This is a genomic window from Gluconobacter sp. DsW_058 (assembly GCF_002153615.1).
Taxonomy (GTDB): Bacteria; Pseudomonadota; Alphaproteobacteria; order Acetobacterales; family Acetobacteraceae; genus Gluconobacter; species Gluconobacter cerinus.
Window position 1 is genome coordinate 58,742 of record NZ_JOPH01000041.1, and the last position, 21,211, is coordinate 79,952.

10 protein-coding genes are annotated in these 21,211 nt (G+C 58.7%); 6 read left to right on the top strand and 4 right to left on the bottom strand.

From position 1 onward, the window contains the following. Window positions 1–5: 5 nt before the first annotated feature. A complete protein-coding gene (locus HK24_RS09220) occupies window positions 6–5,249 on the bottom strand; it encodes a Hint domain-containing protein (protein WP_086634228.1) in 5,244 nt (1,747 codons plus the stop codon). Window positions 5,250–5,489: 240 nt separating this feature from the next. Between HK24_RS09220 and tsaE the strand changes: the two genes are divergently transcribed. The 6 genes from tsaE to HK24_RS09250 all read left to right on the top strand — a co-directional run bounded on the left by tsaE (window position 5,490) and on the right by HK24_RS09250 (window position 15,005). Then, window positions 5,490–5,939 (top strand): tRNA (adenosine(37)-N6)-threonylcarbamoyltransferase complex ATPase subunit type 1 TsaE, encoded by a 450-nt coding sequence (tsaE, locus tag HK24_RS09225; RefSeq protein WP_086634250.1) that lies wholly within the window; start codon window positions 5,490–5,492, stop codon window positions 5,937–5,939. Beyond that, window positions 5,936–8,971 (top strand): double-strand break repair protein AddB, encoded by a 3,036-nt coding sequence (gene addB / locus HK24_RS09230; protein WP_086634229.1) that lies wholly within the window; start codon window positions 5,936–5,938, stop codon window positions 8,969–8,971. Before tsaE ends, addB begins: the two co-directional genes overlap by 4 nt. Then, window positions 8,968–12,525, top strand: a complete 3,558-nt coding sequence (gene addA / locus HK24_RS09235) for a double-strand break repair helicase AddA (protein WP_086634230.1) — start codon at window positions 8,968–8,970, stop codon at window positions 12,523–12,525. The genes addB and addA overlap by 4 nt, the downstream gene beginning before the upstream one ends. Before the next feature lie 83 nt (window positions 12,526–12,608). Further along, on the top strand, window positions 12,609–12,935 hold the full coding sequence (gene trxA / locus HK24_RS09240; protein ID WP_007283421.1) for a thioredoxin TrxA: 327 nt from the start codon (window positions 12,609–12,611) through the stop codon (window positions 12,933–12,935). Window positions 12,936–13,021: 86 nt separating this feature from the next. Beyond that, window positions 13,022–14,224, top strand: a complete 1,203-nt coding sequence (rnd, locus tag HK24_RS09245; protein ID WP_064273550.1) for a ribonuclease D — start codon at window positions 13,022–13,024, stop codon at window positions 14,222–14,224. A 133-nt stretch (window positions 14,225–14,357) separates the two neighbouring features. Beyond that, complete coding sequence (locus HK24_RS09250; RefSeq protein WP_086634231.1) at window positions 14,358–15,005, top strand: GcrA family cell cycle regulator; 648 nt, start codon at window positions 14,358–14,360, stop codon at window positions 15,003–15,005. A 56-nt stretch (window positions 15,006–15,061) separates the two neighbouring features. On the opposite strand, the gene HK24_RS09255 is transcribed toward HK24_RS09250, so the two are convergent. Genes HK24_RS09255 through HK24_RS09265 form a run of 3 tightly spaced genes read right to left on the bottom strand, consistent with a single transcriptional unit; the run spans window position 15,062 to window position 21,041 of the window. Continuing rightward, window positions 15,062–16,690 (bottom strand): efflux transporter outer membrane subunit, encoded by a 1,629-nt coding sequence (locus HK24_RS09255; RefSeq protein ID WP_086634232.1) that lies wholly within the window; start codon window positions 16,688–16,690, stop codon window positions 15,062–15,064. Beyond that, window positions 16,687–17,868, bottom strand: coding sequence for an efflux RND transporter periplasmic adaptor subunit (locus HK24_RS09260; RefSeq protein WP_086634233.1), 1,182 nt, complete (start codon window positions 17,866–17,868; stop codon window positions 16,687–16,689). Before HK24_RS09260 ends, HK24_RS09255 begins: the two co-directional genes overlap by 4 nt. After that, the gene (locus HK24_RS09265; RefSeq protein WP_086634234.1) at window positions 17,868–21,041 is read right to left on the bottom strand and encodes an efflux RND transporter permease subunit; all 3,174 of its coding nucleotides are present in this window, start codon (window positions 21,039–21,041) and stop codon (window positions 17,868–17,870) included. The genes HK24_RS09260 and HK24_RS09265 overlap by 1 nt, the downstream gene beginning before the upstream one ends. Between the last annotated feature and the right edge of the window lie 170 nt (window positions 21,042–21,211).

Consider the following 21,211-nt stretch of genomic DNA (forward strand, 5'->3'; position numbering starts at 1 on the left):
TTTCTTCAGCCTGCTGCCTGAAGCGTTACTTTCCGCTCAAGTGCCATACCTAGTGCCGTTGTCACAGCGTCTTCAGAGAATGTGGCGCTGGTGTATGTCTGTCCGGCTTCAATGATGCCAGACAGGGTTCTGGCGGAGTGCAGCGCCACAATCTGTTGGGCCATGTCTTGGGTGGTGGACTGGACGAGGCCACGCAGACTTTTCGGAAGCGCCAGTCCTTCTGCGGCCACGGGCGTCATGATGCAGGGCACGCCCGCAGACAGGCTTTCCAGCACCTTACCCTTGATGCCTGCCCCGAACCGGAGAGGAGCGACACTGAGGCGCGCCTGATTCAGCACGCTGTCCAGGTTCTGGACATGACCAAGAACCCGGATGCGATCGCTGGCCAGAGCATGGATGCTGTCTGGCATCTCTGCCCCAACCAGAGTGCAGGTAATTGTCGGATCCATGGCCCACACTGCGGGCATGATGTCATGCACCAGCCACTGCACGGCATCGCTGTTTGGGGCATGTGCGTAGTTACCAATGAACAGTAGGCCGTTTCTGTCGTGGCTTGTGGACGATGTGCTGGCCGCAGGTGTTGCCCATGGAACCACATGCACAATGGCTTGCGGCAGATCTTTTCTAAGCTGGGCCGCTTCTGCTTCGGAGTGCGTCAGGACAGCATCCGCCTGTAGCGCTGCACGGTATTCCGCCACCCGAACCTGATTGGCTTTCGCCATCAGTTCCGGTCGGCCCTGCACTGCAGCCTGACGTGCCAGACGCAGGAAGTGAAGGTCTGCGACGCTGTAGAGGACGTAGGCTTTCTGCTGGTTGCGGCGGACGAGTGCCATGTAGCGCGTCGCGATGTCTTCACGGTGCAGATACACGACGTCGAAGCTGTTCAACTGGCGACGCAGAACGTCTTCGACGGACGCAAAGAACGGTAGTCCCTGCACCTTTACACTCGGCAGTGAGTCCAGAGGTGCGGTCATGTCCATTTGGTCAGCGGCTACGAAACAGACGTCATAACCCAGAGTTTCGAGGGCCATCATGTGAGACAGGATCGCCTGCGACCCTGCATCCCGCTTGGCATCGGGGCGAACGCTGTCGATGACGAGTGCGCGCTTGCGTTGCGTGGTGGCCTTCGTGGGCATTCCCCGGCGACGGCGCGTGGCATGAAGAGACTGTTCTGCCAGACCACTCACGGCCAACGCCCGGGACTGTCGGAGTTTTTCCACCTGCCCGAGGAGGAAGGACAGAACCTGATCGCCAGACTGTTTGTCAGCGGCAGCAGACACAGCGCGGGCTACAGTCTGCTCCATATCCGCGTCGAAGGCCGTTACGGGTTCCAGAACCTGTGGCGTGCCCAGAAGTGCACCGTCCTCTTCCCGACGCACTTCCAGAACATGGCGTGTGAGGGGGGAGAGGCCGCCGGGCAGGATCACATCGAAGCCGCAGAGCAGGGGGCGTCCGCTCTTGGCAACATCGGGGCGACGACCATTCGCCACGATGGAAGCGAGAACTACACCGTTATCGACGATCTGCAGCGTCAAGACATCTTCGGGGTTGGCAGGGTTCGTCGCCCAGCCGGAGATGCGATTGCGTGTAGCGATGTCGATGAAGCCATCCAGAGGGGCCACTGGCGACGGTGCCAGAACGGCCTGTGGAATTTTCTGCTCCATCTGGTCCATCATCCAGGGCGTGTTGCCCAGGGGAGCGTGATCGGTAGCGCGGCGCACTTCCAGAACGTGACGATCCAGCGGAGACAGACCGCCTGGAATTTCAAATCGGAAGCCACAGGCTCCACCAACATCTGGCCTTGCCGTTGCAGTGGTGACTTCGCCGAGAACAACCCCATTATCTAGGATCTGAAGGCGAACGGCGTCAGTGCTGCCCGGAACGCGTGCCCATCCTTCAATATGGGTGTGGGTTACGACGTCTAGGAAGCCTTCCAGAGCGCCCGTTGCCACACGTGTTTTCGTCGAAAGAGCGTTCAGGCGCGTCCGGATAGTGGCTAGTTGAGCGCCTTCTTCAACACGCGGTGCGCAATAGCGGGCCTGAACCTGCTCTGCCGTAGGATAGAGCGCATCATACTCAGAGGCATTGTGGAACATGCCGCGAGAGCTGTCGTCTACAAAGGTTTCAGATTCTGCACCGTTCGCGAAGATGACGTCGTGGCTTTCCAGCTCAATGTGGAAATAGGCCACCTCATCCATGCGTTCTGCCTGAAGGATGCTCGTGCCATTGACCAGAGCGACTGCAGGGATCAGGACCCCGTCCAGATACATGGCGTGGAGCGGCGAAACGGACAGATCCTGCTGGGGCAGATTGTTGCCCAGAGAACCGCTCCGGAAAATGACTGGCAGGATGTCGCGGTTGCCATTGGCGAACGTACCCGAATAGCTGCGACGACCGATCCAGTGAATAGCCCGCAGACCGTTCGAGCGGGTCTGAACCAGGTCACCGATTTCAAGCTGCTCGACGGGAATTTCCCCGCGGCTCGTCAGGATGAGCGTGCCGCGGCAATAGCAGGGCGTCCCTTCGGTCAGGAGCAGTGTGCCACCTGTGCTATCAGACTGAACCGTGAAGAAATCAGCGGCGTAATCGCTGTCGAGAGCAATCGTATAGGTGTCTGTGCCGTTGGAAATTTCCAGCGTGGAAGGGTCTGTCAGGGTTGCTGTTGTGCTGCTGGACCAGGCGAGTTCCGGCAGATCCACTTTTGCACCGCTGGCAAGATGGATATTCTTGGTCGTGCTGCCGGCATAGAGTGCCAGACGGCTGCCATCACCAACGCTGATGTTCGAGGCTGTGCTTCCGCTGTGAACGGCAGCGGTCTGACTATTCGTTAGAGCAACGTCGGACAGAGCTGCACCGCTTGTGGCGCTGTAGTCCGTCATTTCCAGCAGGGTCAGGGACGGATCGTGATCCGATTCACCATCCAGCTGCCCTGTGTTGATATGCAGGGTCTGGAACTGGCCTGCATTGGCGAACCCGTCCGTACCGATGGTGTGATCAAGGGACTGAGCGTTACCTTCATAGATGTAGGTGTAGCGGTTGCTCGCGTCTTCCTTGGTTTCCATGTCTGTCAGGCCAGCGTTGGCATAGACCTGATTGGCGTCGCTCCACGCCACGTCATTGAAGTCACCGAGGATGCCGATCTTGGCGGTCGGATCGCTCGAAAGCTGGTTCTGGACGTAGTTCGTGATGTACTGGGCCTGCGCGATACGGTTGTTAACCGTCGCCGTCGTGCCGCCATGGTTTACCGGTGGCTGGGTCGCGCCATACAGCTCCGAACTTCCAGCCTGGGAGGACAGATGCACGTTGATGAGCGTGACATCCTTCCCGTTGAACTCGAAGGTTCCAACCAGTGGCAGGCGGGTATTCTTGAACGTGCCGCTCAGTTCTTCACTGCCAATGGTGGTAACGGGCTCTTTCAGCGTTACGCGGTCTGCGTTGTAGAGGAACACGCTGCGGATGTTACCGCCCGTGACACCGCCCTGCGTGTTGTTGGCGGGATCAACCTGCGCCCAGGAATACGTCGGGCCGCCTGCATCTGCGATGGCCTTGACCAGTGCTGCGAGGTTTTGCTCGGCGCTGACCGTACCATCGCTGGTTGTGCCACTGTCGTCCTGGATTTCCTGGATAGCCAGGACGTCAGGATTATCGAGATTTTGCACGATGATCTTGGCCACCTGGGCCAGACGGTCCGCATTGGCCGGATCAAGGGCGTTGAAATTCTCGATGTTATAGTCACTGACGAGAAGATTCTGCTCGTCCTTGTGGAAGGTCGTGACCGGCGCAGGCGTTTCCGTGTGAATGACCGTGACCTGTGTGGTCGGGATCAGTTCATAGACGCCGTTGTAATAGGTCAGAACACCCGTGATATCGCCAAGCTTGTCACCGACTTCGGCACTGATGGCCGAACCAGGGGTGACGCCGCTGTCGTAATAGATTTCGACGCGCTGGGTGTTGATGCTGCTCTCGGTGCTTTGAAGCGCACCGGTGGGTGTCAGGAGGCCATTACCATTATCAGGCACGACCCATGTGGCATTGGACGCGGTGGCGCCGGTCGCCACGACATCATGCAGGGTAATGACCTGACCGATGAGGTTACGATAGAAATCAAGAGCGTTCGTATCGGGGCTTAGAGACGCCGTGCTCTTGTTAAGATCGATCGCCTGCTCAAGGTCTCCGAGGTAAGATGCGGCTGGAACCGTCAGGCCACCCTGACCAATGACCGTCGGGGCAATCTCTGCGTAGGTCGCGCCCGTATCGGTGTAAGAGACCAAATTGATCTCTGGCAGCGTGAGGGATTTGCTCCAAGAGGTGCCGGAGTAGTTCGTGACGGTTCCGGTAATGGTAACAGTCTCACCCACGGTCGGAAGGGTGGCTGTCTTACCCGCATAGACAAATATGCCTGTGCTACCGATGCTGTCCTTGTCTTTGCTGGCCTGCTGAACCCAGAAGCCGATGCTGCCATTCGTATCGATTGCCGTGACGACGCCAGTAGTTGTGACGCTGGCACCCGCATACGGGCTGTAATAGCCGACGCCATTGATCTGCTGGATTGTCAGGGTCTGGGGCGTGGTGCTGGTTCCGCCAGACGAGCTTCCGCCTGTTTCCGATCCGGTGCCAGTGCCACTCCCGGTATCAGAGCCACTTGTGTTGGTGCCTGTTCCTGAACCGCCTGTAGCGCTCCCGTCATTGGCGGCTCCCGGTGTGACCAGAACCGTTCCCGCAGCGGCAGTGGTTCCGTAGCCTTCGATGCCAGCCAGTGAGGGGTCATCAATTGCCCAGTCGGAGGCGCTGTTTGTGTCCGTTCCATCCGGAATGCGGGAGGCGCCGGCAATCAGCTTACCTGTCAGAACCGGGGCGCCAGCATAGGTCGGATCACCGCTGCCACCGTCTGAAACAGCAATGGTATCTCCAATTTCAGACCAGGGCGTGGAGGTGAACGTCCCACCATTGGCGGTATCGAGATCATCGCCAGCCTTGCCGGTGAAATTCTTGACCAAAAGGACAGTTTGCGTGCCGTTCTGCAAAGCATTCGTCTGGTATGGCGTCACCCAGTAGCCAGCGCTGTTTGTTGTTCCGAGCTGAAAAACGTTGTCAATTTTGCCCGCGACGCTGCCGTCACCATCAACAACGATCAGTGACCATTCACTGTAATCTGTGTCGGCATCCCCTTTGACTTCAATAAATTCGTTCTGATCTCCAGATGCACTTGGGTTGAACATGAATTCATTGATCAGAAGATTGGACGTCATCGGCAAATACCCTGACTGGAATGGTCTTGTTCAGAATGGTTACTGAAAAGTTAAAAACCATTTCTCTGTGTATGTAATAAAGAGTCAATAAGAATTGTTTGAATTTTTCAAATAATCACAAAACGTTCACTTTATTTCGTTTTGTGTCATATTTTATGCTTGTGACGAGCAATGCCCTGTTGTCAGAAAGCAGAATATCCACCGCTTGATGGATGAGGCGTGCGGCGTCACATTGCGGGGATGCAGATACGTCTTCCCGATCAGTCCTCGACCGAACATCTTGCCGCCCGAATCGCCGGGCTGTGCGCTCCGGGCGATTGCATTGCCCTATCAGGCGGTCTGGGTGCCGGGAAAACTACCTTCGCGCGGGCATTTCTGCGGGTTCTGGCCCGTGATCCGCAGATGGACGTTCCAAGCCCGAGTTTTGCGCTGGTTCAGCCCTATGACACGTCTGCCGGGCCTGTTTTCCACTATGACCTATGGCGGCTGGATGGGCCGGATGCGCTGTATGAACTGGCTTGGGATGAAGCCTGTGAAGGCATCATGCTGGTGGAATGGCCAGAGCGCGCTGAAGATCTCCTCCCTGCCAATGCACTGCATCTGACGCTCACCTCGGGCGCGACAGAGGACGAACGGTTTGCAGAGCTGACCGGCTGGCCGGACGAGCGCCTGAGCGGGATTGCGCCATGACCGTTGTGACGATTGCTGGCACCGAGCCGTTTCTGGATCGGGTCGCTCATGAATGGCTGAAACAGGACCCCGCTGCCGGAACGGACGGTCCGGGCCTGCTGCTCGTGCCGAGCCGTCGTGCCGGACGTGCGTTGATGGAAGCATTCCTGCGCGTGCTGGATGGCAAGGCATCCCTCCTGCCGCGCATCGTTGCGATCAATGACGTGGATGAAGAGGCGCTGGCGTCCATCGGGATTGATGTCTCGTTGCCCCCGGCTGTTGAGCCACAGAGACGGCTGGCTGTTCTGTCCATGCTGATTCTGCAAACGCCCATTGTCAGTGTCGGAGTGGACAAAACCAAAGGCATTGATCGGGCATGGCCTCTCGCCAAAGCGCTGGCGGACCTGATGGATGAGGCCGAGCGCAGTGGTGTCGATCTGGCGAAAAGCCTGCCGGACGCTGTGGAGGAACGCTTTTCAGAACACTGGCAGCAGACGCTGAAATTTCTGGAAATCGTTACGACCATCTGGCCGAAATGGCTGGAAGAAGAAGGTTTGTCGAACCCCGTCGCCCGTCAGGTTGCGCGTCTGAAAGCGCAGGCGGCAGCGTGGCAGCATGTCCCACCCCATACGCCCGTTTGGGCGGTCGGGTTCGCGGATGGGTCCGCAGCGGTTTCAGATGTGCTGGGGGCGGTTGCGACGTTACCGGCCGGACTAGTGATTCTGCCGGGGGTTGATCTGGATCTGCCTCAAGCAATGTGGGACGCGCTGCCTGCGTCACACCCACAGGCTGGTCTTAAGGAAATTCTTACGGATCTGGGCCTGACACGCGATGGTCTGACGGACTGGGACGGCGGCAGGGACCGGGCCAGAGAGCGTCTGATGCGTGGCGTCATGCTGCCGGAACAGGGGATTACGGCCTGGGGGCGGGATCTGAACCCGCGTGATATCTCTGACCTGTCTCTGCTGCCCGCACAGGATCAGCAACAGGAAGCGCAGTCCATCGCGCTGATACTTCGTAATGTGGTGTCCGTCTCCGGTCAGACCTGCGCGCTTGTGACGCCAGATCGCAGCCTTGCCCAACGTGTCGGGACCGAGCTTCTACGGTTCGGGATTTATGCTGATGACAGTGCCGGTGAGCCTCTGGCGCAGACGCCAGCCGCCGTGTTCCTGCGCCTGATCGCCACGGCAGCCGAGGCCCAGCTTTCCCCGGTGGCTCTGCTTTCTGTTCTGAAACACCCTTTGGCGTCTCTTGGTCGGACACCGGGTAACTGTCACGCCTCGGCCCGTCGGCTGGAGCGTCTGTTGCTGCGTGGACCTGCTCCTGCACCGGGTATTGCAGGTCTTAAGGCGGCGCTTGAGACCTATATTCAGAACCAGCGTGATCCGGACAATGGGACAAGCGCGGATGCTCCTGATGAGCCAGAAGGGCCAGCGGCATTCATCGCCCGGATTGAAGCCGCTTTCGAGCCTTTGCTTGGCCTGTCTGGCGCGGTTCCGCTCCCTGAATTTCTGGAAGCCTTGATCCATACTGCCGAAGCCTTGGCCGCGACCGAAACAGAACTGACCGCAGAGCCCGAAGAAGGACTGCATCCGGGCGGGCGCCTTTGGATGGGGGACGATGGTGAGGCGCTGTCCCGCCACTTGGCCGCTTTAATCCAGCACACTGGCATCCTACCACCGCAAAGGTTGGCGCATCTGGATTCCTTTTTGAATACATCTATGGCCGGGCAGATGCTGACGGGTCTGCGCGCGCATCGGGGCGGTGTGGAACTGGCCCATCCGCGTGTCACCATTCTCGGTGTGCTCGAAGCGCGTCTTCTGGCGTTTGACGTGGTTGTTCTGGGTGGATTGAATGAAACGGTCTGGCCCCCTGCGACTGATCCGGGACCATGGCTGAGTCGCCCGATGCGGACCCGTGTTGGTCTGCCGTCTCCCGAGCGTCAGATCGGCATCAGCGCTCATGATTTCGTCTCAACGGCTCTGGCCGCCGGAGAGGTTGTGTTTTCCAGCTCCGCCCGGCGTGACGGTGCACCGGGTGTGCCCGCGCGCTGGATGGTGCGAATGGAAGCGTTTCTGGGTGGCCGTGGGCAGAAACTGCCTGTGCATCCCGCGCTCGAATGGCAAAAGGCAATGGATCAGCCGCTGGATGGTGCGGAAATGGTGGCACCTCCAGAGCCAAGGCCTCCTGTGGCACTTCGCCCACGGCGTCTGAGCATCACGGAGATCGAGACGTGGATGCAGGATCCATATGCCATTTACGCCAAGCATGTTCTGAAGCTGAAGGCGCTCAAGCCGCTTGAAGAAGGCGCTGAACATGCGGATTTCGGCATGATTGTGCATGAGGCCATGGATCGGGTTCTCAAAGACTATCCGGATCGCTGGCCGCAGAACGTGGCCGCATCTTTGAAGCGCGCGTTTGCAGAAGAGCTGGCCAAGGCCAATATGCGACCTGCGCTGGTCAGTTGGTGGGCCCCAAGGCTGGAGCGTATTGCGGACTGGGTTGCCATACAGGAGCGGACCCGGCGAGAACAGGAACACGCCGTCGCGCGGCATATGGAAGTGTCTGCGTCGTTCAAGATCGAAGCTGCACGCGCACCGTTCGAACTCCGCGGCCGGGCAGATCGCATTGACGTTGACGAAGACGGCAAGGCGACGATCTTCGATTACAAGACCGGCTCTCCGCCAACAGGCAAAGCGGTAGAGGGTGGATGGTCCGTTCAGCTTGTTCTGGAAGGGGCATTGCTGGCCAAGGGCGCTTTCGAAGGCGTTCCGGCTGCCGAAACGAAACAGCTTCTGTACTGGCACCTGACAGGTGGCGATGATCCGGGGAAAGAAAGCGAAGTCCCAAGCCGGAAATCCAGCCTTGATGCCGCCGCCCTGATTGGTGAGGCCATGGAAAAACTGCGTGGCCTCATTGATGAGTATGACCAGCCCGATCAGCCCTATCGCTCCCAGCCCTGGGCCGGACATGTACCGCGCTATACGGATTACGCGCAGTTGGCGCGGGTGGATGAATGGCGCGCGGCCTATGCGGAAGGAGACGACTCATGAGCGACATCCGCAACCGCGCTGACGTTATTGCTGAAGCCGATCGCACACAGCTTGCTGCGTCTGATCCGATGGCGTCCGTCTTCGTGTCCGCGTCTGCCGGATCGGGCAAGACCAAGCTTCTGATTGATCGTCTGCTTCGTCTGATGCTGCCCCTTGAAGTGGACGCGGATGATGGGTCGATTGTGTTGGCCGAAGGGGCAAACCCATCCCGTATCCTGTGCCTGACCTACACAAAGGCCGCTGCTGCCGAGATGGCCAATCGTCTCCAGTCCCGGCTCGGCGAATGGGTGTCGCTCCCGGATGAGCGTCTGGGCCAGGAACTTGAAAAATTACGTGTCCCCAATACGGATGAGACACGTCGTGCGGCCCGGGCGCTGTTCCTGAAGGTTCTGGACCTGCCGGGCGGTCTGCGGATCGAGACGATCCATGCGTTCTGTCAGTCTCTTCTGCGTCGTTTCCCCCTTGAAGCCTCGGTCGATCCGCATTTCACCCTGATGGAAGATACGGACACGACGCTCGCTTTGCGGGAAGCCATGGAAGACGAGCTCGCCAAAGCTCCGAAAATCGTGGCTGAAGTGGCGGGGACTATCGGGATCGACCGGTTCTTCCAGCGGATTCGCGCTCTGAACATGGAAGAAAGTCGCGTCCGTTCCCTGCTGGACCGTTGGCAGATGCTGCCGGACGCTGTGCTGAGCGCCTATCGGGGAGCCCTGAAAGCCGGGCAGGAGGCTGCGTCTGATCTGGAAGGGTTGATTTGTAAGCCTCGCAAGGAAGTGGAATTGCGGGCCGGACTTCAGGCGGCGCTCGGCGTTGTCACGGCCGCTGCGAAGCCAACTGTGGAGCAGATGCTTCTGTGGCTCGGGACACAGATTGAAGACCGTTCCGCCCCCGTCTGGAGCAAATGTCTGCTCACGGACAAGGGCACCGTGCGGCAGATGAATCGCATCATTAGCAAGAAAGCACAGGACGTCGTTCCTGAAGTCGTGCCGCTGCTGGAAGAGGAAGGCAAGCGCCTCCTCGATCTGACAGAGAGCATCAAGCGCGCCGTGCTTCTTTCCCTGAATCGCGCGCTTCTGTCTCTTGCTGCGCCGATGCTGTCCAGCTTCCGAGAGGGCAAGGCCGCGCGTGGACTGGTGGACTACAACGACCTTATTCAGGAAACGCGGAATCTGCTGGAAGATCCAGGGGCGGCCTGGGTGCTCTACAAACTGGATGGCGGTATCGACCATCTTCTGCTGGATGAGGTGCAGGATAATTCCGGCCTTCAGTGGGAGATTGCCGGGGCTCTGACATCCGAGTTCTTTTCCGGTGAGGGCGCATGGGAGCAGGGACCGAGACCCCGCACCGTGTTTGCGGTCGGCGACTACAAACAGTCCATTTACGGATTTCAGGGCGCTGATCCTGAACAGTTTCATAGCTGGAGAGCCGAATTTGCCCGCCGCGTTCAGAATGCGGGTCTGCCGTGGCGTGATCCGGATCTGAACGTCTCGTTCCGCTCCGTCACGCCCGTTCTGTCTTTTGTGGACGCGGTCTTTTCCCAGCCGAATGCCGCACATGGCCTGCTGGAACAGGGGCAGGAGACACTTCTTCCCCATGTGTCCGCGCGTCCGGGGCAGGGTGGGCGCGTTGAACTCTGGCCGCTTGTTCCGGTGTTGGAAGGCGAGGACGATGATGAAGGTCTGACGCCCTGGCAGGCTCCGAAAGCCAATACCGGCCAGCGCAGTGCGCCACAGCGTCTGGCGGAGGCCCTTGCCGGGTGGATTGATCAACAGATTGGTCGTTCGCCGCAACCGGGGCAGGCGCTTTTGAAAGCGGGCGATGTTCTGATTCTCGTGCCGCGCCGTTCATCTTTCCTGCGGTCTTTGATCAGGGCACTAAAATCCCGAAATGTGCCAGTGGCGACACTGGTGCGTGTTGGTCTGACGCAGCAGGTGGCCGTTCGCGATCTCATGACGCTCTGTGCGGCACTGCTTTTGCCACAGGACGATCTGACACTGGCGGCGGTTCTGACGTCTCCCCTTGGTGGCCTGAGCGATGATTCGCTGATGGCGCTGGCGACAAAAGATGGTCGCGCCCACGCTCTTGGCCCGAAAGGCCAGCCGCTCTGGACTGTCCTGCGGGAACGCCATCGAGAGCGTGCGGAGTGGCAGGCGGCATGGACGATGCTGTCCGCGCTTTATGCACGGGTGGATTATGCCACGCCGTATCGCCTGCTGGCCGAAGCGCTCGGCCCACATGGTGGGCGCACAAGACTGCTGCGTCGTCTTGGGCCTGAAGCGGCTGAACCGGTGGACGAACTGCTGACGGCCGCCTTGCGCTATGAGGGACTGCACCCCCCTTCGCTTCAGGGGTTCCTGCATTGGCTGGAAGCCAGTGAAATCACCAGTAAGCGTGAAGCCGAAAGCGAGACCGGGGCTGTCCGCGTCATGACCGTGCATGGATCGAAGGGATTGCAGGCCCGTCTGGTCGTGATGCCGGATACGTTGTCCCGTGCGCCAGCCAGTGGAGACTTCCTGTGGGAAGAAGCCGCCGGACTAGACCTTCCGATCTGGGTCCCGAAGAAAGATGCTGGCACGGATGTCACGACCGCTTTGTCTGCCCGGGATGCAGAGAAGGCTCGGGCGGAGAATAACCGTCTGCTCTACGTGGCTTTGACGCGTGCCAGTGACTGGCTGGTGATTTGCGGAGCATCCACGAAACGCCAGCCGGAAGACACAAGCTGGTATCGTCAATGTCAGGCAGGGTTTGAAACGCTCATCAATGCACGATCCGAACCGCTGGGACTGGGGTGGGACGGAGACCGTCTGGTTCTGGAAGAAGAGCGAAGTGTGGCTCCTGCGCCCGATGCCGCGCCGCAGATCGTCGCGCCCATGCTGGATTTGCCGGTCTGGCTAGGCCGTGCGCCCGACTGGCGCGCGGATGTTGCGCCGATGGAAGACGCCTTGACCCGGCCTCTGGCGCCGAGCCGGCCGGATGGCGCGGAGTTTGGCGAAGTACCCGCAGCCCGCTCCCCACTGGAACTTCTGGCGGGGAGGCCAAAGCCCGTCCGGGAACAGGCCATGCGGCGTGGCACGATGATCCATCGTCTGCTTCAGCTTTTGCCGGAAACGCCTTCCGAAGACCGGCTGGCGCTCGCAACCCGCTGGCTCTCCAGACCTGCACTGGGGCTGACAGAAAGCGAGGTTGGGCGTCTGACGGATCAGGTCATGGGCGTCCTGTATCATCCAGATCTCGCACCCCTGTTTCAGGCAGGTAGTCGGGCCGAGCAGCCAATATCGGGCATTAGTGAGGGGCGCGTGGTTCTGGGGCAAGTGGATCGTCTGTGGATCGGGAACGGAGAAATCTGGATCTGCGATTACAAAACGAACCGTACTCCACCGATTCGCGTTGAGCGCACACCCGTGGCCTATGTGCGGCAGATGGCGGCCTATCGGGCTGTTCTCCAGCAACTGCACCCCGATTTTGCCATTCACTGCTCGCTGGTCTGGACGGAGGGGCCCTCTGTGATGGTTCTTCCAGATGAGCTTCTGGATCGTGTACTGGAGGGGTCTTGATTTAATGGGCAGGCTCTTGCAGTCCTGACCAGAGAAGCCGATATCGGTTTACAGAAACACGTTTCATCACAAGGAACACGTCCATGAGCGCAAATACGGTTGCCGTTACGGATAGCAGCTTTGAAACAGACGTCCTGAAGTCTGACGGCCCGGTTCTGGTCGATTTCTGGGCAGAATGGTGCGGTCCGTGCAAGATGATTGCCCCGGCGCTCGAGGAAATTGGCGCTGAGTATCAGGGCCGCCTGAAGGTCGCCAAGGTCAACATCGACTCCAACCCGGAAGCCCCCACGCAGTACGGCGTCCGCAGCATCCCGACGCTGATCGTCTTCAAGGACGGCAAGCCGGTTGCACAGCAGATGGGTGCGATGCCAAAGAGCCAGCTCAAGGCCTGGATCGAAAAGTCCATCTGACCTGACGGCTACTCGCTGTTCACTGTCCCTCATTCAGAGACAGTGGGGGCGTGGTCAGAGGCGATTCCTTTGTGTAGGATCGGGCCATGCGTCCGAAAGCCTCTGATTTCCCACCCCCCGTCATCGTAACCTCCAGTGAGGAGGTTGCACGGCTCTGCAACAAGCTGAAGCAGGAGCCGTTCGTTACCATCGATACGGAATTCGTTCGGGAAAAAACCTACTGGCCCGAGCTCTGCCTCGTGCAGCTTGCTGGTGCCGAGGACGTCGCTGTCATTGATACGCTGGCGCCGGGCATTGATCTGGCACCGCTCGGCGAACTCCTGGATGAGCCCGGATGCATCAAGGTGTTCCATGCCGCGCGGCAGGACCTTGAAATTTTCCTTCATATTTTCGACCGGCTTCCGCAGTCCCTGTTTGATACACAGGTTGCAGCGATGGTGGCCGGATTTGGCGATCAGGTCGGCTATGACAGTCTGGTTGGGGCTATCACTGGCAATGCGATCGACAAGGCTCATCGGTTCAGTGACTGGTCGGCCCGTCCCCTGACGAAGGCGCAGATCGCTTACGCTGCAGCAGATGTGACGCATCTTCGCACGGTCTATCTTGCGCTTCGCAAGCAGCTTGAAGACGAAGGTCGCCTGCGCTGGGCGGATGCTGAACAGGCTGTTCTCACGTCCGAAGAGACATTCCGCCCTGATCCGCGCCGTCTTTGGGAAAAGCTGAAAGCCCGCACGAATAATCGCAGAATGCTCGGTATCCTGCGTGAGATAGCAGCATGGCGTGAAAAAGAGGCGCAGAACGCCGATATTCCCCGCCAGCGGGTTATTCGGGATGAAAGTCTGCTCGAAATTGCTGCGATCAAGCCGGAAAACGTTGAGACGCTAGCGCGTGTCCGGGGTGTAACGCGTGGCTTTGCTGAAGGACGTATGGGGCAGGGGCTTCTGGAAGTCGTTCGTGTCGGTGAAAACCTTCCGGAGTCCGAACTGCCCAAGCCACCGTCCAAGTCTGATCGTGGACGGCCATCAGCAGCGCTGGTTGCGCTTCTTCGGGTGCTTCAGACAGCCAAGTGTGAAATGCACAAAGTTGCGCCGCGTCTGGTGGCGTCTTCTGAAGATCTGGACCGGATTGCGCTTGGTGAGACAGATGTCGGTGCTCTCAAGGGCTGGCGTCGTGAAGTTTTTGGGCTAGATGCGTTGGCGCTCGTACGTGGCGAGATTGCACTGGCTGTCGTAAAGGGATGTGTTGAGCTTCAGCGGGTTGCACCAGACGGTGAACCTGCGGACGCGTGACAAGCACCTTCGACGCGGGCATGACTTTCTGGTAAGGAACGTCACCCAAAAGATTCCGGTCCTGTAAAAAGGGTCGGCGGGTAACAGGATAGTGGGCCAAGACAGGCCCGGATGCGCGACAGAGGAACGATATATGGACTGGACGGACGAGACGATCGCCAGACTTCGCGAGTTGTGGAGTCAGGGACTTTCGACCGCCGAAATCGGCCGCCAGCTTTCCATCACGAAGAATGCTGTTGTTGGCAAGGCGCATCGCCTTGGCCTGCCGCCCCGCCCGTCACCCATCCGGAACCGCAAGGTCAAGGATGGCGAAACGCCGTCAACGGAAGTGCCACGGCGCAAGCCCCCCACCCGGAAGGCTGCGGCACCTGCCGAAGCAACTGCTGACCTTTTGGGGGACAAGGTAGACGCCAAGGCCACCCCAGCCAAGGTGGATGCGCCCAAGGCCGCTCCTGCAAAAGTAGCAGAAACCGTGGCGGCCCGCCCTGTGGTTGCTCCAGTTGCACGTGCGGCTGCGGTTCCACCCCTGAAGGCTGAAGCGCCCGCCAAGCCGCCTGCTCCGGAACCCCGTGTGGCTCCGCCGGTCCGTCCGGCTCCGCCGCCGCGTTTTACAGCCAGCATTGATCGTCCGACGCGTCGTGGGCCGTCCTGCTGTTGGCCGATCGGTGATCCGGGCACCCCGGGGTTCCATTTCTGTGGCGCGTCTCCTCTGCCGGGTAAGCCCTACTGTGCGGAACATGCGGCCATCGCCTACGTCAAAATCCGCGATCGTCGCGATTAAAAAAAGCCGTCCAAATGGACGGCTTTTTTATTGGCTATTTCTGGGCATCCGCCTGTTCAGGGATGGTTTGCCAGATCTCCCATTGGCAGGGAGGGAAGTTGCCTGTCATGGCCGAGGCCAGGCGTCGAAGGTGCGGTGCCCGTGAGGTTCTCGAACTGCTCCGGATGCTGTGATGCCGTGACATTCCCAACAGCCTTCGGGTGGTGCAGATTGTCATACTGGAACGGCGCGATAGACAGCGTCTGGTCCATCGTTGGAAGGGCCTTGACGGACCATCCACCACCCAGACTGCGGATCAGGTCCACGTCTGCCGTATAAAGGCGCGTGGCGACTTCCACCTGATGGATGCGGCTTTCCAGTGTGTTTTCCTGACTGAAAATCGCTTCCAGGTATGTGCCAACGCCACCTTGATAAAGGGTCATGGTCATGTTCTGGGTGTCGAGATTGGCTTTGACGGCCTGCTCCAGGGCAGTGTTTTCTTTGGAGAGGCGTTCAGTCCGGGACAAGCCATCTTCGACTTCGCGGAAGGCATCAAGAACCTTCATGCGGTATTCGTCGCGCGTTTCCCGGTATGCAGACCACGTTCTCTGGAGTTCCGCCCGACGCAGGCCACCATCAAAGAGCGGCATGTCGAGGCTGGCACCATACGTCCAGAGTGAATTGGCCAGGTTGGCCAGATCGAAGCCATTGGATGCAAAACCGCCGCCCAGTTTCAATGCGATATGCGGGTAGAATGCCGCACGGGCGATACCGATTTCCCGGTTGGCCTGAGCCATTTCGCGTTCGGCCGACGCAATGTCTGGCCGACGTTGCAGCAGTTCGGAAGGCACGGTGGTTGGGATGCTCGGCTGGATGAAGCTGAACGTCTGAACCTGCGGAATATGGAACGCCGATGGAGACGAGTTGGTCAGAACGGCAATGGCATGCTCCGTAACCTGACGGGCAGCCTGAATATCCAGCTGAGCAGCCTGCGTGGTGTAGAGCTGTGCCTGAGCACGGGCCAGATCCAGACGTGGGGCTGCCTGATTCTGAACCTGATTTTCAGTGATGGTGACAGCCCGCTTATAGAAAGCGATGGACTGTGAGTAGATCGCATCCTGCGCATCATAGCCGCGCAATTCAATATAATCGCGCGCCAGTTCAGCCTGGGTGCTCAGGCGCGCCATGGCGAAGTCTGCCGCGCGTTGCTGGGCAAACTGCTTCTGGGACCGTACGCGGTTCCGGATGGACGACCAGAAATCCGGCTCCCAGGACACGAGCCCGCCGTAATCCTCTTCCGTTTGCGTGAGGGTGGCACCATTGCGGAACAGACGGTCAGCAGACTGTTTATTGTCTGACGCACCGGCTTCCAGGCTGGCATGGGGAAGCAGTTCGGACCGCGCCGCGGCTACGAGGGACCGTGCCTGAATGAAGCGTTCTGCCGCTGCCTGAATGTCCCCGTTGTCTGCGGTTGCGCGCTCTTCCAGCTCGTTCAGAAGTGGATCATGCAGCATGATCCACCAGTTTTCCGGAAGGAGCGTATCAGCAGGCGTGGCGACAGCGAACGGTGCCTGACCCTGCCAGTTCGCCGGGACAACGAAGCTGGGGGCCTTGTAGGTCGGGGCGAGATCGCAGGCTGACAGCCCCAGAAGGGAGAGGGCTGAACCGCAGGCGAGTGAAAAACGGCGAAGGATGGGGCTGATCATTGGTCTTTCCCATAGCCTGACTGGTTATAGCCGCGCTGACCTTCCACGACATTGACCTTGTCGCCTTCCAGCACATCGGCTGGCGGGTTGGAGATGATGCGGTCTGTCGGGGAAATGCCATTCTGGATTTCGGTCGACGTGTCGGCCATGCGACCGACGGTGACGTTGCGATAATGGACGCGGCTGTTTTCATCGACGACGGCGACCTGCATGCCCTTTTCCTCGAAGACGAGAGCACTGGTCGGGATTTCGTAGAGATGTGCGTCTTCGTTGTGGGATTTCAGCGCGGCTGACGCAAAGGTCCCAGGCCAGAGCACTTCATCCTTGTTCTCCAGGGTGAACTCGGCCACGGCTGTACGGGTGGTCGGGTCGAAGCCGCGTGATGTCGTCAGGTAATGCGCTTCAAACGTGCGGCCACGATACTGGGGCACACTGATGGTTGCGGTCAGATCCGGCTGCAGAACGTAGGAGAATGTTTCCGGCACGGACACGAACAGACGCAGCTTCTGTACATCGGCAACCGTGAAGAGTTCGGATGCGCCACCCGTTGAGTTCAGGCCGCCGCCGCCATTGTTGACGTAATCACCGACGTTGATGTTACGGGCCGTCACGACGCCATCGAACGGTGCAACGATGGTCTTGAATTTCTCAAGAGCTTCGAAGTGATCGACGTTACGTTGTGCTGCATCCACTTCTGCATGGGCAGACTGTTCGTTTGCGTTGGACACCGAGACGGACTGCCCTGAAACGGACTGAGACCGCCCCATGGCGCGCCAGCGCTCGGCCGTCACGGTGGCGAGGTGGTACTTCGCCATCACAGAGTCCAGATCTGCCTTGGCCTGCGCATACTGTGCATCAAGGGCAGGGGCATTGATCTCGGCCAGAGCGTCGCCAGCCTTCACGTGTGCACCGTAGTCCTTGTACCACATCTTCACGTAGCCAGAGACCTGCGGGTAAATTGGCGCCTGATACCAGGCATCAATCGTGCCGGGGAGCGTCAGGGCGACCTTCTCAGGTGACTGTTTGGGCGTGACGACCGCGACGTTCTGGATCGCGCCCGCTTCAGTGTCAGCCTTCAGTTCCGTTGCCGCATGGGTTTTTTCGACAACGATGAAGCCCACGTAAAGCGCGAGAACGCAGCTTCCCGCAATGGCGAAGATTTTCGGAGAGCTGGCCATTAGACAGTTTCCTTCTGACGCGAAGAACGATTGTGGAGGATGGCGTAAACGCAGGGGACAAAGAGCAGAGTAGAGATCGTTGCGACCAGCAGACCGCCGATGACAGCCTTGCCCAGTGGCGCGTTCGTGGAATTCGAAATGGCCATTGGGATCATGCCAACGATCATGGCGAGTGCGGTCATGAGCACGGGGCGGATACGGCCGAAGCCGGCTTCCAGTGCTGCCTTGAGGGCGTCACCATGAATTTCGAGGCGTTCACGGGCGAACGAGACCACGAGGATGGAGTTGGCCGTGGCGGTTCCCATGCACATGATGGCGCCCGTGAGAGCCGGAACGGACAGACGCGTATTTGTCAGGAACAGAGCCCAGGCAATACCGCCCAGAGCACCCGGCAGAGCCGTGATGATGATGAACGGGTCCAGCCAAGACTGGAAGTTCACAACGATCAGCAGATAGATCAGCACCACGGAAACGCAGAGCCCGAAGACAAGCTGGGAATAGGCACCATGCATGGTGGTGGCTTGTCCGTGGACGTCGATTTCAGCCGAGCGCGGGACGTTATGTGCGTCGGCCGCCAGTACCTTTTTCACGCCGTCCAGAACGGAACCCATGTCCGTGCCCTCGACGTTTACGTAAATGTCCATCTCGGACATCGAGTTGTAGTGAGACACTTCGCCCGGTGTTCCGGCTGCGATCACGTTGGCAACGGCACCCAGAAGCTGCGGGTCGATGTTCTCCGTGTTGCCTTCACCCTTGTCCACCGGAATGGTCAGCAGATCGCTCAGATGCGTCATCTGATCCTGTGAGGTGTAAAGGTTCAGCGGGAAGGTGACGTTGTCTTCCGGGTCAAGCCAGAACTGCGGGTCCACAACGGCTGAGCCCGACAGCGTATACAGTTCGTTCTGGGCAATATCGGCTTCCGTCACGCCTGTTGCCTGACCGAAGGTCCGATCACCGTTAACCATCAGCGTCGGCGTGGACATGGTCTGCTGGATCGTGACGTCTGCAGCACCTGGAACCTGACGGATCTTGCCGATGATGTGACGGGCATAATCGTAGTTCAGCAGGGCATCCGGACCGGAGATCTGAACGTCAATCGGAGCAGAAGATCCAAAGTTCAGGATTTTCTGGGTCAGATCAGCAGGCTGGAATGTGAAGACCGTGCCGGGGAAACGCTGTGACAGATCCTTGCGGAGCAGCTTGCGATAGTCCCAGACAGGGGAGGCATCATTTTTCAGGGCAATCGTCAGGTCGCAGTCCTGCGTTCCGACGCTTGGTGTGGGCATGAATGCCTGATTGTGAGGGCCTTCCGGCAGGCCGCAATCAGAAATGATGCTTTCAACCTTGCCTGCCAGATCCTGATGAATGCGATCATCCACGAGGGCAGCGATACGGCCAGCAACCTCGATACGCGTTCCCAAAGGTGCACGCATATGCATCTGGAGAGTGCCGGATTTCACTTCAGGAAAGAAGTCTCGCCCTGCAAAGGCATAGAGTCCGGTTGAGGCAATGGAGATCAGCATGAAGATGCCGACGAAAGCGCCACGGCGGCTGATGCAGCGCTCCAGCAGGCTGCCATAGCCATCGCGAAACCGATTGAAGCGGGTTTCGAATCCGGCCTGGAACCGGCCAAAGAAGCCTTTGGGTTCAGGGTGGCTATGATCGGTTTCACCATGCGCGCCATGATGAACCTGTCCTGCGAGAAGATACTTGGCCATGGTGGGCACGAGCGTACGGGACAGGATAAAGGACGCGATCATCGCGAAGATGATGGCTTCTGCCATCGGCATGAAGAGGTAGCCTGATACGCCATCCAGTTCGAAGAGTGGCAGCCAGACAATGCAGATGCAGGTGGTGGAAACGAAGGTCGGGATGACGATCTGGTTCGCGGCATCAATGATGGCGAGTTCCAGATCCTTGCCCATTTCAAGGTGGGTATCGATGTTCTCGATCATGACGGTGGCGTCATCGACGAGAATACCGACAGCCAGTGCAAGGCCGCCCAGTGTCATCACGTTGATGGACTGACCCGCCCAGCCCAGCCCGATGAGCGCACACAGAATGGCCAGCGGAATGGATGTGGCGATGATGACGGTGGAGCGCCAGGAGCCAAGGAACAGCAGAACTACGATTCCTGTCAGGAACGCGGCCGTGATCATTTCCTGAACGACGTCCTTGATCTGGTCTTTCACCATCACGGAGGCGTCTTCAAGGATCGAGACATGCACATCAGGTGGCAGAATTCGACGCAGACGCGGAAGAAGCGCCTTGGTCGCAGCCACAACATCCAGAGTGGAGGCGGTACCACCCTTCTGGGTAATGACTTCTACAGCCTGACGGCCCTTCACCAGCACCAGGTTTGTCTGAGGATGCCCACCGCGATAGACGTCCGCGACGTCCCTCACATAGATGACCGCATTGCCAACCCGTTTGACGGGGATATTGGCAATGTCTTCCATGCTCTGCGGAGCTGCGTTGGTCTGCACCATCCAGTCGGTCGCATCAATCTTCTGGTCACCGGCCGGCAGAACAATGTTTTGCTTGCGCAGGGCAGCCTGTACGTCCGCAGCAGCAAGGTGATGGGCACGAAGCTCTGCCTGGTTCATGGAGACCATGACAAAGCTGTCCATGCCGCCATTCGGATGGGCGACGACTGCTCCGGGCACGGTTGCAAGGAGTGGACGCACTGTAATTACGCCGAGTTTGAACAGATCGGACGGTGTTTGTTTGTCAGATGTGATCTGTAGGGCAATGACCGGAACCTGAGACGGGTTCAGGGCCATGATCATTGGCGCAGGCACCATGGGCGGAAGGCCCAGGAGCACTGTCTGCGAAATTGCCGTCACTTCTGCTTCGGCTTCCCCGATGGGGGTGCCGGGCTGGAAGTAAATATCTACAATCGACCGACCATAATAGGAGTTGGACTCCATATGTTCGATGTTCTGAACTGTTGTCGTAACAGCCAGTTCGAAGTTGTAGGTAATACGGCCAGCAAATTCCTGTGGCAGAAGACCTGGATAGGTCCAGACTGCTGCGACGACCGGAATCTTGATATTGGGGAATACGTCCGTTGGCGTCCTGAGGATCGAGAGGATGCCAAGCATCACAATCAGAATCGACAGGACGACGAACGTTAAGGGTCGTCTTAGCGCGGTGACAACAATGGCATTCATTGGTTGGCGCGTCCTGATGCGGTTTAGGTAGATGCGCCGATATACACATTATGTTGTAAAGTTAGATTTAAACTCCCATTTAATACAGAGATTTAATTAAATAAAGATTTAATCTGTTGTTTAACGCCGTAAATTCTATACGGCGTGTAATGAATATATTTTTATTAAAA